The 15,329-nt window shown below is 31.5% G+C and carries 11 protein-coding genes; 2 read left to right on the top strand and 9 right to left on the bottom strand.

What is annotated here, in order from left to right; all coding sequences use genetic code 11:
- The 7 genes from mraY to mraZ all read right to left on the bottom strand — a co-directional run bounded on the left by mraY (nt 1) and on the right by mraZ (nt 8,236).
- Nucleotides 1-954, bottom strand: coding sequence for a phospho-N-acetylmuramoyl-pentapeptide-transferase (mraY, locus tag ACWJJT_RS00725; RefSeq protein WP_462955678.1), 954 nt, complete (start codon nt 952-954; stop codon nt 1-3).
- Nucleotides 951-2,468, bottom strand: a complete 1,518-nt coding sequence (locus ACWJJT_RS00720; protein WP_462955677.1) for a UDP-N-acetylmuramoyl-tripeptide--D-alanyl-D-alanine ligase — start codon at nt 2,466-2,468, stop codon at nt 951-953. Before ACWJJT_RS00720 ends, mraY begins: the two co-directional genes overlap by 4 nt.
- Nucleotides 2,469-3,914, bottom strand: coding sequence for a UDP-N-acetylmuramoyl-L-alanyl-D-glutamate--2,6-diaminopimelate ligase (locus tag ACWJJT_RS00715; RefSeq protein ID WP_462955676.1), 1,446 nt, complete (start codon nt 3,912-3,914; stop codon nt 2,469-2,471). It abuts the gene before it with no gap.
- Between the two features lie 199 nt (nt 3,915-4,113).
- On the bottom strand, nt 4,114-6,309 hold the full coding sequence (locus tag ACWJJT_RS00710) for a stage V sporulation protein D (protein ID WP_462955675.1): 2,196 nt from the start codon (nt 6,307-6,309) through the stop codon (nt 4,114-4,116).
- A 39-nt stretch (nt 6,310-6,348) separates the two neighbouring features.
- Nucleotides 6,349-6,834, bottom strand: a complete 486-nt coding sequence (locus ACWJJT_RS00705; protein ID WP_462955674.1) for a hypothetical protein — start codon at nt 6,832-6,834, stop codon at nt 6,349-6,351.
- Nucleotides 6,835-6,861: 27 nt separating this feature from the next.
- A complete protein-coding gene (rsmH, locus tag ACWJJT_RS00700; RefSeq protein ID WP_462955673.1) occupies nt 6,862-7,794 on the bottom strand; it encodes a 16S rRNA (cytosine(1402)-N(4))-methyltransferase RsmH in 933 nt (310 codons plus the stop codon).
- Between the two features lie 13 nt (nt 7,795-7,807).
- The gene (mraZ, locus tag ACWJJT_RS00695; protein ID WP_462955672.1) at nt 7,808-8,236 is read right to left on the bottom strand and encodes a division/cell wall cluster transcriptional repressor MraZ; all 429 of its coding nucleotides are present in this window, start codon (nt 8,234-8,236) and stop codon (nt 7,808-7,810) included.
- 308 nt (nt 8,237-8,544) lie between these two features.
- Between mraZ and ychF the strand changes: the two genes are divergently transcribed.
- Nucleotides 8,545-9,642, top strand: a complete 1,098-nt coding sequence (gene ychF / locus ACWJJT_RS00690) for a redox-regulated ATPase YchF (protein WP_462955671.1) — start codon at nt 8,545-8,547, stop codon at nt 9,640-9,642.
- 89 nt (nt 9,643-9,731) lie between these two features.
- Here the strand turns inward: ychF and ACWJJT_RS00685 are convergent, their stop codons facing one another.
- Nucleotides 9,732-12,023, bottom strand: coding sequence for an AAA family ATPase (locus tag ACWJJT_RS00685; protein ID WP_462955670.1), 2,292 nt, complete (start codon nt 12,021-12,023; stop codon nt 9,732-9,734).
- A 247-nt stretch (nt 12,024-12,270) separates the two neighbouring features.
- Here ACWJJT_RS00685 and ACWJJT_RS00680 point away from each other — a divergent pair, with 247 nt between their 5' ends.
- Nucleotides 12,271-12,684, top strand: coding sequence for a hypothetical protein (locus tag ACWJJT_RS00680; RefSeq protein ID WP_462955669.1), 414 nt, complete (start codon nt 12,271-12,273; stop codon nt 12,682-12,684).
- 111 nt (nt 12,685-12,795) lie between these two features.
- On the opposite strand, the gene ACWJJT_RS00675 is transcribed toward ACWJJT_RS00680, so the two are convergent.
- Entirely contained in the window at nt 12,796-15,321 is a 2,526-nt protein-coding gene (locus ACWJJT_RS00675; protein WP_462956713.1) for a calcium-translocating P-type ATPase, PMCA-type, read from the bottom strand.
- Between the last annotated feature and the right edge of the window lie 8 nt (nt 15,322-15,329).

Below are 15,329 nucleotides of genomic sequence, written 5' to 3'. Positions count from 1 at the left end.
CTAATAGGAAAAGGATAGAAATCCAATTAAACAAAAAATCACCGTTACAATGGAGAATACTGCAACAACCTTAGTTTCGTGCCATCCACTTAATTCAAAATGGTGATGAATTGGAGACATTTTAAATACTCTCTTACCTGTAGTCTTAAATACTAAAACTTGAATAATAACAGATAGAGTCTCTATAACATATACGCCACCTACAATTGCAACTAAAAAAGGTGATTTTAGTATCATACCAACTGCAGCTACTGCGCCACCAAGTGCAAGTGCTCCCATATCTCCCATGAAAATTTGTGCTTTATAAGAATTGTATTTTAAGAACCCTAATAATGCACCCGCAAGCGCAGCACAGAATATCGCAAGAGTCGTATGAAACATCATATTACTAACCAATGCAAAGAATGTCATAACTACTATTGTAACTGAGGTAGCTAGACCATCTAATCCATCTGTTAAATTAACTGCGTTTGTGGTTGCTGCAAAATATACAATAATAAAAGGCACATACCAAACACCCAATTTTATAACTTTATCAGAAAATGGTAACATTATATCCGTTCCTATTTTAAGTGAAGAGTAATAACCAATTAAAGCTGATACTACAACTAAAAGCAACATTTTTTGTTTAGATGTAAGTCCTTCATTTTGTTTACGTATTATTTTTAACAAATCATCAATAAGTCCTATTAATCCAAATGCTATAAAACAATACACTGCAATCCTAGCTTCAGCACTTGTATGTCTAACAAGGATTAACATTGTAATTATTGTAGAAATCATGAATATTATGCCACCCATAGTAGGTGTCCCTGCTTTTTTCAGATGACTTTTAGGTCCTTCTGCTCTTATATTTTGACCAAACTTAAGCTTATGTAACATAGGGATTATTAATGGCCCTAGTATAATTGATAGGAAAAATGCAATTAAAACCGAATAAATAATTAAGCTCATTTTTCTATCACCTCTTTAGCATTTATATTAGTATGTGAATCCACATTCACATACGAATGTAAATTTGTTAGTTTGCTGATTATGCTCTCAAATTTCATATATCTTGAAGCTTTAACTAAAACAACATCATCTTGATTGATCATTCCATCCAAAAATGAAACTACCTCATCATAGGTTTGAAAACTTCTATATTTATCTATATCGTTAAATCCTTCTTTATATGCTTCGTTAAACTCACCTAAAGTAATTAATAAATCAATTTTTTTACGTTTTGCATATTCTCCGACTTGTTTATGTGCCTGCGTGGCGCTATTTCCGAGTTCCCTCATAGTACCAAGAATCGCAATTTTACAATTCCCACTAATATTGCAAAGTACATCAATTGCGGCCATCATTGAATCTGGACTAGCATTATAGCAGTCATTAATTATAGTAAACTTTTTACCTTTTGTTATATCTAAACGCATAGACGTAGATTCTAACTTTTTAAAACCTTGAGCAATTTCATTATAACTCATGTCCATTGCCCTTGCACAAGCTACTGCTAGCATTGAATTTAGTATATTATGCCGTCCTGGTATATTCACCTCAATAATATTATCTATTAAATTTTTCTTGTCCATTATGCGAAAGTTTATCTTATTTTCTTCTACATTTAAATCACATGCTTTTAAATCAGCTTTAGAATCAATTCCTGTTCTTATAAGTCTATAATTTGACGTGTTCACATCTTCTAATAAATCATTATCTGAATTTACAATTAAAATACTGTCTTTACTAAAAAAATCTGTTATCTCCATTTTAGCTTTTAATATATTTTCTCTAGTTTTAAGATTTTCAATGTGAGACATTCCAATGTTAGTAATAATAGCAATACTCGGTTTTGAAGTCTCACATAAGTTATGAATTTCTCCAAAATCACTCATGCCCATTTCGAGAACTGCAACATCATAACTTTTATCTAACTTAAATATCATCATAGGTAACCCTATTTCATTATTAAAATTTCCCAAAGTTTTAAAAACTTTGAATTTTGCGCCAAGCACTGCTGCAACCAAATCCTTTGTGGACGTTTTGCCCGTAGATCCGGTAATTCCTATTACTTTTAAATCTAGCTTATTTATATAAAATTTTGCAAGATTAAGTAGTGCTTTTCTAGTATCCACCACCTTAATTACAGCTGTTTTCTTATTAAGCAGCGCTTTATCAAATTTCATTTCATCAATTATGCAAATTGAAGCTCCTTTTTTGCTAGCCTCAACGATAAAATCATTAGCATTAAAATTTTCACCCTTTAATGCTATAAAAATATCCTTCTCTTTTATAGTTCTTGTATCTATGCAAACATTATTATATAATGTATTCTCGCCTTGTATCAAGGTGCTTTCACCTTGTATCAAGGTGCTTTCACCTTGTATCAAGGTGCTTTCACCTTGTATCAAGGTGCTTTCACCTTTAACTACTATTTCACCCTCAGTTGCCTCTAATATCTCGTCTAAACTAATATACTCCATCTAAAATAGCTCCTTTATTATCTCTGAGACAACTTCTCGCTCATCAAAATGTATAGTTTTTTCTTTCAAAACTTGATAGTCTTCATGCCCTTTTCCTGCGATAACAATTATATCTCCGCATCTTGCAATTTCAATTGCTCGTTTTATAGCCGCACGCCTATTCTCTATAATTTCGAAATTATGTTTTTCAATACCAGATGCTACATCATTAATTATTTGCATAGGATCTTCAGTTCTTGGATTGTCTGAAGTTATTAATGAAAAATCACTTAGCCGAGTTCCAATTTTACCCATTATGGCTCTTTTGGCTTTATCTCTATCTCCACCACAACCAAAAACGCTTATAAGTTTACCCTTTGTAAATTCCCTGACAGTTTTTAGTATGTTTTCTAATGCATCTGGCGTATGTGCATAATCTAAAATTATTTCAAATCCCAACTTATTGTTATTGTAAGCAAGTTCACAACGCCCAGGCACTTGAATCTTTTGTAGAGCTAGTTTAATTTTAGCTAGGTCTACTCCCTGATTTAAGCAAACTGCTATAGACCCAAGCGCATTATATATATTGTAATTTCCTGGTATACTCAATTCTATTTCAAAAGAGTTTCCTTTGTACTCTAATGTAAATTCACTACCCCTTGAATGCATTTTTATATCACTTGCCATAATATCTGCATTGCTATTTAATCCATAGCTTAATTTGCTACTTTTAATTAAACTATAAACTTTTGCTCCATATATATCATCAATGTTAATTACAGCGCTATTACTTAATTTAAATAACTTTAATTTTGCATTAAAATAATTTTCAAATGTTTTATGGAAATCTAAATGATCCTGAGTTAAATTTGTAAAAATACTTTCACAAAACTCTATTCCATATACCCTATCTAAACTTAAAGAGTGCGAAGACACCTCCATAACACAATAATCCACACCCGACTCCACCATTTCCTTGAAAAGTTCATGTAATTCAAGTGATTCAGGAGTAGTCCTCTCTGTATGAATTTTCTTTTCTCCAATATAATTTGCTATAGTTCCAATAAGTCCAACTTTGTAGCCTTGCTGTTCCAAAATAACTTTAATCATAAAAGCTGAAGTTGTTTTTCCATTAGTACCTGTAACTCCTATCATTTTCATGTTACTACTTGGATTTTCATAGTAATTAGCTGCACTTATGGCCAATGCTTTTCTGCTATCTTCTACTCTAATCACCACACAATTTAAATGCTCTTCTATATTTTTCTGGCACACAACAGCAACTGCTCCATTGTTAATTGCATTTTGTATATATTTATGACCATCAAGGTTATATCCTTCTACAGCGAAAAACACATCCCCTTCTTTAATTTTTCTTGAATCATATTGAATTCCCTTTATATCAATATCAATGTTACCCTGGATTAAATCGAAATTAATATTCTCCATAATTTTTTTAAACTTCATATTACCACTCCTTTAAATCATCACATAAAATATGCTTAACAAAAAAAATCTCTATTCCCCTTTTACATGGCAAATCCGACAGCTCAGAATTGCTGAGTCCTGTCGGTTTTTATTTTAATATACTATCACCTAATTATACACTATTTTTAATGACATTTCAGAAGTCATTAATATTACAGCATCGAAGATGATGCTTTAACTAGTCAGCCGTAATATCTAGATGTATTGTTATCGTAGTTCCTTTTTTCACTTCTTTACCTTCTATGCTTTGATCTGCAACTATTCCACCACCAACGAATTTAGCGTTTAGTCCAAGACTTCCTAGAAGTGCAGTAGCTGCCTCCGGACTACTTCCTTTAATATTGGGAACCATGACCATATTATTATCTTTTTTTAATTCACCAGTGTGTAAAATAATTTCAGTTCCTTCCTTAACCGTATATCCAGGTTTCGGAGTCATATCAGTAATAACTTCTCCATCTGAACTTAATTTTACCTTTAAATTATTATCTTTCAATGACTTTTCTGCCTCCGACTTCTTAAGACCCCTTACTTCAGGCACAATAATATCCTTTAATAAGCTTTTTGAAGTTTCCTCCTTTGAAGCATCAGATTTAAATGATAAATAATTAAAAACATCATTAAAAACTTGCTTTCCAACTACTGTTGCAATCTGACCACCATAATAATTAGATGGATCTGGTTCATCAATATTAATTACTATGGATATTTGTGGATTATCTGCCGGTGCCATCCCTGCAAATGAAGCAACATATTTCCCTGGAGCATAACCAGATCCTGTTTTATTAATCTTTTGGGCAGTTCCTGTCTTTCCTGCAATATGATATCCTGCAATAAATGCCTTTTTACCACCACCACTTTCTACAACCTGTTCAAGATAAGATCGAAGCTGCTTTGCAACCTCTTCATCTACTATTCTTCTTTCATTATAATTAGAATATTTTTGCAGAATTTTTTTATTATCTAAATCATCATAATTTACTATCTCTTTCATAACATGAGGTGTTATAAGTTTTCCTCCATTTGCAATAGCATTAAAAGCTGTTAAATACTGTATACTTGATAAAGTATTTCCTTGACCAAAGGATGTTACTGCTACGTCAAGCGCTGTCATATTTTTGGGTTTTCTAATTATTCCCGAAGCTTCTCCATTTAAATCAATACCAGTTTTTTTGCCAAATCCAAACAATTCAATGTATTTACTTAATTTTTCTGGTCCAAGTCTTCTACCGAGTTCCATAAATCCAACATTACAAGAATTTTTTAATATATCAACAAAATTTTGAGATCCATGCCCTATGGTTTTCCAACACTTTACTGCTTTACCTAAAACTACAGTGCTACCAGTACAGTTAAATTTATCATCTTCCTTAACTAGCTTTTCTTCCATAGCCGCTGTAGCCGTAAATACTTTAAAAATAGACCCAGGCTCGAAGGTATCACTTACTGCCCTATTTCTCCACGCCTTTTGATTTTCATCATAACTTTTAGTAAGATCCCAAGGGTCATTAGGATTATAGTCTGGTTTATTAACCATCCCTAATATTTCCCCATTTTGAGGATTCATTGCAACTATAGTAACCCCAGCTGCTTTATTATCAATCATAGCCTGCGAAGCTGCTTTCTCACAAAAATATTGAATCATCTCATCAATAGTAAGCACTACATCTTTACCCTCTATAGGCTTTGTATAATCTGAGATTGTATAAGGCAATTCTTCACTTTTTCTATCAGTTTCTGAAATTTTTATTCCAGGTATACCTGATAGATATTTATTGTAATACAATTCAACACCTGTAAGTCCATTGCCATCAGAATTCGTATGCCCTACAACATTTGCTAAGAAATTCCCATTGGGATAATATCTTTTTGTATCTCCAGTAATAACAATTCCACGAAGCTTTTGATTTTTCGAAAAATCATTAATTTTATCAGCTGTAGCTTTATCTATTCTTCTCTTTAAAATTGCTGCTCCAATAGGTTTCCCCTTTGAATTTGTCTTAGTCAAAACAGGTAAAACTTCACTAGATTCCATTCCAAGTATTTTAGCGATTTCTGGTGCAATATCGTTCATACTTAGCTTGTTTTTTTTAGTAGTTTCACGTAGTGCATTAAGATCTAAATCCACCCTAAATACATTTGCACTTATAGCTAAATCTTCTCCATTTCTGTCTAAAATCCTTCCCCGCTTTGGTGCAATCCGAACGTCACTTGTCCACTGCAAAATTGCTTTTTCTTTATATTCCTTCCCTTTAGCTATCATTACGTAGCTCAATCTACTAATTAATAGAAAAAGCAAAAGAAAAAGCATGAAAAAGACAACCAACATTCTACGCTTAACTACTACCTTGTCTCTATACTCTCCTTTTGCCAATTTATGTCCTCCTTGCTAATTCTTCAAAGCAAATATTAATTAAAAAATAATATTTTTAATTTTATCTATTACGTCGTTACTTGTTTCTGCCTCTAACTCTTCTTTTGTTTCTAAATTGTTTTTACTCAAATTTAAGTATTGTATGTCACTAACCTTTGGGTTAACCATATGAAGTTTTGTCGTCGCTGTTTTCTCAACGTAACTTATATTTCTAAACTTCATTAGTTCTACATCATACGCGTCATTTTCTTTACTGACCATTTCTATTTCAGCTTTAACTTTAGAAGTCGCATCTTGATAATTATAAATCATACAATATCTAGCAATTGTTATCATTCCAATAACAAACCCTAAACTAATATTTAAAAGAACTCTTTTTTTCTTTTTCATTTCCTTCAGATTTTTACTGCTTTGTGTCTGTTTTCGTGATTTTTCTAAATCTTCATATTTTCGTTTTTTTAATGGCTCATATGGTGCTAAAACTGTATTTCCATCAATTATAAACTTATTTTTTTCTATTATCACTTTATTCACCCCATCCACAATTTAGAACTAATTTTTTTGCACCACTCTTAGTTTTGCACTTCTACTTCTTGAGTTTGTTTCTATCTCTGTCTCTGTTGCCCTTATAGGTTTTCTGCTTATAAGTTTCACGATTGGTGTTTTACCACACACACACATAGGTAACTCTTTTGGACATTTGCATGGATCTTGTAAACTTTTAAATTTAACTTTAACAATTCTATCTTCAAGTGACTGGAATGTAATTATAGCCATTCTACCACCGCGATGTAGTCTAGCTATTCCATCCTCAATTGCTTTATCTAATATTTTTAATTCCCCATTAACTTCGATTCTTATTCCTTGGAATGTTCTTTTAGCTGGATGGCCTCCATCTCTCTTAAACTTTGCGGGAATTGCTGCATCTATAACATTCACTAGTTCCAAAGTAGTATTGATTGGTTTATCTTTTCTTCTATCTACTATGAAATTAGCAATTCTTTTCGAAAATTTTTCTTCGCCATAATTTCTTAAAACCTCTGCTATCTGTGGCTCTTCGTAGTTATTTACCACATCGTATGCTGTTATACCTTTGCTTCTATCCATTCTCATATCAAGATTCGCATCCCTCATGTAGCTAAAACCACGTTCTGCATTATCTAATTGATATGACGACACCCCTAAATCCATAAAAATCCCATCTACTTTTTCTATTTTAAGTTTGTCAAGTATTGCTTCAATGTTATAAAAATTATCATGTACATATGTAACATTGTTATATTCTTTGATTTTTTCCTTAGCAGCTTTTAATGCATCTTCATCTTGGTCAATTCCAATTAACCGTCCTTTAGGTGATAGTCTTTTTAAGATTTCTAAGGAGTGCCCTGCACCTCCTAATGTACAATCAACATAAATTCCATCCTCTTTAATATCTAGCGCATCAATACACTCATTTAATAAAACTGATACATGTTTAAATTCCATTTTTAATCTCCTTTTATATGCCTAATTCATTCATTTTTTCTGCTATTTCATTAAAATTAATATCTGATTCATTATATTTATCCCATTTATCCTTAGACCATATTTCTATTCTAGTTGATACTCCTATGCTTACTATTTCCTTTTGAAGGTCTGCATATTCGCATAAATTTTGTGGTACTAAAGCTCTGCCTTGCTTATCTACTGTTATTTCATTAGCGCCTGAGAAGAAAAACCGTACAAATGCCCTGGCATCTTTACTCGTCAATGGAAGTTTCTTTAATTTTTCCTCCATTATATTCCATTCAACCATTGTATATATGTATAAGCATCCATCTAGGCCCTTAGTTAATATAAATTCACTGCCTAATCCCTCTCGAAATTTGGTGGGAATAATCATTCTGTTTTTACTATCAATGGCATGTTGATATTCACCAATAAACATTTTATCCCCCACCTTATGAACTTACTCCACTTCTAACCACTTTAAACCATTTTAAACCAATAACAAGTATAATTCTATAGAAAAATGAAAATTCCTTCTTGTTTGATCGTTTTATTTTTATTTTTTAAAAATAATTAAACTTTTTTATGATTTTATTTGAATTTTTTAACTTAACATACATAATTATCATATATCGGATATCGAATTAAGCACTTGCGCTAATTTACTTTCTTGAAATGCATTAGGATGTAGGGTATAATTTATTAGAAATTAATAATATTAAACGCAAGAAAGGAATGTACATATATATGAAGCTAGGAATTGTAGGTTTACCAAATGTAGGAAAAAGCACATTGTTTAATGCAATAACAAAGGCAGGTGCAGAATCCGCTAACTACCCATTTTGTACTATAGAACCAAATATAGGTGTTGTAAGTGTACCTGACAAAAGATTGGATGTACTACAAACTATTTATAATAGTAAAAAAATAATTCGTACTGCAATTGAATTTTATGATATAGCAGGCCTTGTAAAAGGAGCAAGCAGAGGAGAAGGTTTAGGTAATAAATTTTTATCTCACATCCGAGAAGTAGAGTCTATTGTTCATGTGGTAAGATGTTTCAATGATGACAACATCATACATGTAGACGGCAATATCGATCCTACACGTGATATAGATACTATTAATTTAGAACTTATTTTTTCTGATCTTGATGTATTAGAAAGAAGAATGGAAAAGTCAGTAAAACTTGTTCGTTCTGGTGACAAAACAGCAAAAATGGAATATGCTCTTATGGAAAGAATAAAGGAACACCTTGAAGCAAATCTTCCAGTAAGAACATTAGAGTTTAACGAAGAAGAAGCCGCTTTTGTAAGTATTCTTTTCTTAATTACTGCAAAACCAGTATTATATGCTGCAAATATAAGCGAAGATGATTTAATGTCTGGTAACACAGAAAATGATATGGTTAAAAAAGTTAAAGAATTTGCTGCAAATGAGAATTCAGAAGTAATTATAGTTTGCGCCAGACTTGAAGAAGAATTATCCACTTTGGATGATGATGAAAAAATGGAACTTCTAAAGGAATATGGTCTTACTGAAACTGGCCTTGATAAACTTATCCACTCAAGTTATAAACTACTCGGTTTAATGAGCTTTTTAACTGCAGGTCCCCAAGAAATAAGAGCATGGACTATAAACATTGGAACTAAAGCCCCTGCTGCTGCTGGGAAAATCCATTCGGATATAGAAAGAGGTTTTATAAGAGCAGAAATAGTATCCTTTGATAAATTAGTTGAATGTGGATCTGAAGCAGCTGCTAAAGAAAAAGGACTATATAGACTTGAAGGAAAAGAGTATATTATGCAAGATGGCGATGTAGTTAACTTTAGATTTAACGTGTAACAAAGCAAGCAGGACAATTTAGTCCTGCTTATTTAATATCTATTATTAAATAATAACCTGGGAAGCTTCATCTCCTGCGGTGCTGTTCATCATTTTTTGCTATATTTTTTTAATTCTTTGTTAATAGCTATCATTACAGCCTCAAAGCTAATATCAGGATTTCCCATTAGCACTCCAATTGCATCCTCTATAGATGTCATCGTATATATATGAAAGTTTCCATTTTTAATTTCTCTTTCAACTTCTTCATTTAAAACCAAGTCTACTGCATTTGACAAAGGTATCATTACACCTTTATCCTTTATTGAGTCAATTGCTTTGCATGCTGCAAAGAAACCTTCTATTTTATCGTTTACTCCTCCTATAGGTTGAACCTCACCAAATTGATTTACCGAACCTGTGATTGCAATGCTCTGTTTTATAGGTATCTTACTTAGCGCTGAGAGCATACACATTATTTCTGCAACCGACGCACTATCACCATCTATTTTTCCATAAATTTGTTCAAAGCTTAAGTGAAAATCTACCGGTAATTTAGTAAATCCGCCATTAATAGTACTTATATATCCCTTTAAAATATTAATAGATTTACTATGGATACTTCCACTTAAATTGCTCTCCTTTTGGACATCTATAATATTACCTTCTCCCTTATAGCAGCAACAGGTAATCTTTATTGGCTTACCAAAACTAAAATATCCTGTATCCATTACCGATAATCCATTCACTTGTCCAATTCTACTATTTATAACATCAATAAGCATCTTTTTTTCAGTATAATTATCTAAAATTTCCTTTTCCATGATGTCTTTTTTATAGCCTACCTCGATTATATCTCCTTCACTAATCTCTTTTTTATTTTCTTCTATAACCTTATTGTTAGCTAAGATTAGTAGCTTATTTATTTCATATTTGTCATAGTATATCTTTTCTCTACTCTGTGCTTTCCGTGATAAAATCTTTGCTACTTCTCTTATTGCTCCTTTTGTAAGAAACTTATAATTGTTTTCGCAACAAGTTTTATTTATCTCAAATACAAGAGATTTCTTTAAATAATTGTCTATATTCTGCACTGGATTACATTCTGCTTTTATAGTGAAAATTTTTCTAAAGTCTTCATCATAGTTATAAAGCAAGTCATAAGTCTCATAGTTTCCAATAAGAATTATCTTTTCCTTAATGGGTATAGGTTCTGGGTTAAATGCATTTAAAGATCCAATCTCATAAGAGTTTCTGTTATAAGCCGAATCTACCTCTTCTGTTAACAATGTTTTTTTCAAATTATGGTAAGCCGCAGCATCCTTTAGTAAATCATTTGCTCGAATTATCAAACACCCTTCATTTGCTTTTAGTATACTACCACTTTTTATAAATTCTATACCTGTAGAATAAACCCCTTTGTGATTTTCATACTCTATATTTCCAAGTAGGTTTGTCAAATTAGGATCTTGTTCAAATATTACTGGCCGAATTTGCTTTTCACTATTATCCACCATTACATTTATAGCATATTTGTATATAATTTCATTTATTTTTTCCTCGTCATCATCATAACTTAAAGAATAATTATCTATAAGTCTTTTTTCAATATCATTGCATACTATATCAAAATAATTTTGTACAGATTCATCTTCCATAAACATATTTTTATATTCTTCTTTTAAATCATTCATTTCATTATTATAATACACTTCCATTAGTTGTTTTATTTTCTCTAAGTCTTCTCCTTCAGAATCTTTTAGTTCCTCTAATGTTTCGCGAGCATTCTCTTTTAACATAGTTGCCGTGTATAAAATGTTATCTTTTTCCCCTTTATCCAATGTCTCATATTCATTTTCAGACATTTCCTTTTCATCACTTAACGGAATGAATGTGAATCCGCTATTAGTGGATTTTATATCAAACCCTTTCTCTCTTGCTGTATCTATTAGCTTACCAATTAATTTATTTCTTTTCCTTTGAATATTTTCCTGAATGTCTTCAATTTCCTTATTTGCAGAATTGTTATAAAACTGAAATGTGCACCCTAAATATTCATTCTGCATTTCTTCAAATGTCTCTTTTAGCTTATTAGCCCCTCCATTACTTACAAAAATAGGTTTAGGAGATTTTTCATCTTCATATAGTACATAACAAATGTCTTTTGGTTTGCTTTTATTTTCGAAACTTTTATTTACATATTTCATAATCTCTTTAAGGGTTTCTTTTGAAAAGTCATCTATTAAATAAATATTAAAACCCTCTTTATCTATACTCATGGCAGTTTTAATATTTTCTATTACATCATAATATTGAGGCATAATATATAATTCTTCTTTTTCACTCATATCTTCAATGTCAAATTCATATATAATATCTTTTGGAGTTAATTCTCTATTCATATTCCTCCTCCTTTCAATTCTTTATTATATTAATATTCTCAAATCACTAATTTAGGAACAAATATTATCATTACAAAATAATAATATTTTCTTATTTATGCGTATATATTTTTTTCCCATAGGATTTTAATAATAATATTAGTAATAGCCATTTTTTTAATACTTGAGTTAAATTACAACATACGATATAATAAGCTTATTGACTTTTTATATTTTATATAATTTTTGTTGTGAAGGAGTAATACTGATGGGATTTAAAGACAAAATTACTAATAGTTATACACAGGCTTATTTAAAGAGATATGGCGATAGACTTACTCAAGCACAAGGTAGAGTTCTATCAGTCAAAATAGCTGAAAAAAATTATCTAAGAATATTTTATAAATTAACTGTAACCATCTTAGTAAAGGCCGAAGGAAGTAAATCTATTTCTAAATGCATATTCAAAAAACACCGTTGGTTCAAAAAAGTTAACTTTATATCTGTGCTTCAAGGTCATTCTGTTATAATTCAAGGAATGAAGGGTAAAAAAGGTAAAGAACACAGCGAACAGATTCAAATTGCAAACATTAGAAATATGACTACCAAAAAGGACCTGGTTCCAATGCAGGGGAATGCTCCAAAGGTTCAAAGAATAAGATCTGACAGACGTTTTAAATAATGAAAGCTATATGACTATGTCATATAGCTTTCATTATTTAAAATTGCATCAACACCTCAAGGTGGTACTATATCAATCGTTAAATGATACTTCATCACTGCTAGGTGATGCTTAGTGCTTATGCATCAAATACAAATATAAACTATTTATAAAGGAAATAATGCCCGAGAAAAATAAAATAATTAACCATTGCCCTAAATTAAGTGGTATGGTATGAAATACACTCTGTAAGAATGGAATATACACTATGCTAATCAGCATAATTATGGATATACCTACAGCCCCAATTAGGTATAAATTTGTAAAGGGATTAATTTCAAATAAAGATTGTTTTTCTGATCTACATTCAAATACATGTATGAGTTGAGATAAAACTAATGTTCCAAGAGCCAATGTTCTACATGCCTTAATATTCATACCATAATATTTACCACCGATAAACGCCATTATTGTACAAACACCAATTAGGCACCCGCGAATGACAATTTTTTCTGTAAGCCCTCTTGAAAATACACTTTCATTCTTTCCTCTAGGTTTTTCAAACATGATATCACTATCAGCTGGATCCACCCCCAAAGCAATAGCGGGAAGTCCATCTGTAACTAAATTTACAAATAAAATTTGTATTGGAAGTAGAGGATTTTCTAAGTAGAATAATGAAGCCAAAAACATGGTAAGCACTTCCCCTAAATTACAGGATAGTAAGTACCTGATAAATTTCCTTATATTGTAATATATTATACGTCCCTCTTCAACTGCTGCAACAATAGTTGCAAAATTATCATCTAAAAGAATCATAGAGGCTGCCTCTTTAGTTACATCTGTTCCAGATATTCCCATAGCTATCCCGATATCTGCTTCTTTTATAGCTGGGGCATCATTTACACCATCTCCAGTCATGGCCACAATATGATTTTTATGTTTAAAAGCCTTTACAATTCTTAGCTTGTGCTTTGGACTTACCCTTGCGAATATTTTAAAATTATCAATATTCTTATCTAGTTCCTTATCACTTAATTTATCCAGCTCATCTCCAGTTATAACCTCCTCCGAATATTTACATATATCTAACTCTTTTCCGATAGCATAAGCTGTATTTTTGTGGTCCCCTGTTATCATTACAGGTTTTATACCTGCAATCTTGCACTTTATAACTGCATCTTTTACTTCTTTTCTTGGGGGATCAATTATACCTGCTACACCGATGAAAATTAAATTAGTTTCCAAATTATCATTTTTCACGATACCAGACACCTTATAGGCACAAGCAATGCACCTTAATGCCTTATAGGACATTGACTCTACAGCTCTTATTAGATGATTCTTATAATTCGGAAGCATCGGCTGCACCAATCCGTCTACTAATATATAATTGCAGTTTTCTATAACTCTTTCTGGAGCACCCTTTACATAGCAAATTTCTTTATCATTTTCTTTAACAATGACAGACATAATTTTCCTTGTTGAGTTAAATGGTATTTCATATAAACGTCTTGATTTATTCAAAAATCCCTGTAATTCCTTAGAATTTTCAAAAAAAACCTTAATTAAAGCAGTTTCTGTAGGATCACCAAATAAGCATTTTTCAAATTTTTTTGCGTTAAAATCGTAATTACAATCATTGCAGTATGTAAATGCTTTTTTCATAACTGAATTCAATGGAATTTTACCTTTGTCAACATCGTAAATCTGCCCATTAAAATACAATGATTTTACTGTCATATTATTTTCAGTTAGAGTTCCCGTTTTATCTGTACATATTACAGAAGTACAACCTAAAGTTTCAACTGCTGGTAATTTTCTAACTAATGCTTTTCTTTTAAGCATTCTAGATACGCCTAGTGCTAAGGCAACCGTAACTATAGCAGTTAACCCTTCTGGTATTGCAGCCACTGCAAGGCTTACTCCCAATAAGAACATTGCATATTTATCTTGTCCACGCGAGATGCCCATAAAAGTTACAACTACGCAAATTATTATACAAAGCATAACTAATATTTTCCCAAGATATGCTAGTCTCTCTTTAAGTGGAGACCTCTCCTCTTCAATACTATGAAGCATATCTGCTATTTTTCCCATTTCTGTATTCATACCTGTTGTTATAACTTTTGCTTTAGCTTTTCCTGTAAGAAGTATTGTTCCCATATAAATGTTATTATCCTTAGAACTGGCGCTTTTGTTTACTCCAGCAGATTCTCCAGTAAGTAAAGATTCATCTAGCATTACATTATTTTCCTCAGTCAAAATGCAATCAGCCGGAACTCTATCTCCACTTTCTAAAATCACTAAATCACCTGGCACTAAATATATTGCATTTATTACCAATACTCCACCATTTCTAATCACTTTAGCCGTTGGCGCTGCTAGCTTACTTAGTGCCTCCAGTGATTTCTCAGTTCGAAACTCTTGAATAAACCCTAGTATTCCATTCATTATAACTATAATAAATATAGTTATTGCATCCGCTTTTTCTCCCATAAGTCCTGAAAGCACTGTTGCTACAATTAATATCCAAGTAATAAAATCATTGAATTGTGAAAAGAATATTTTAAGCGCGGATATCTTTTTTTTATTTTCTAATTTGTTAAATCCATATTTTTTTAATCTACCTTCAGCCTCCTCTATGGTAAGACCCATTGATAATT

The organism is Clostridium sp. CM041 (assembly GCF_055081035.1).
Note: the sequence above shows the minus strand (reverse complement) of the source record. Positions and strands in the feature narration are given on the sequence as shown.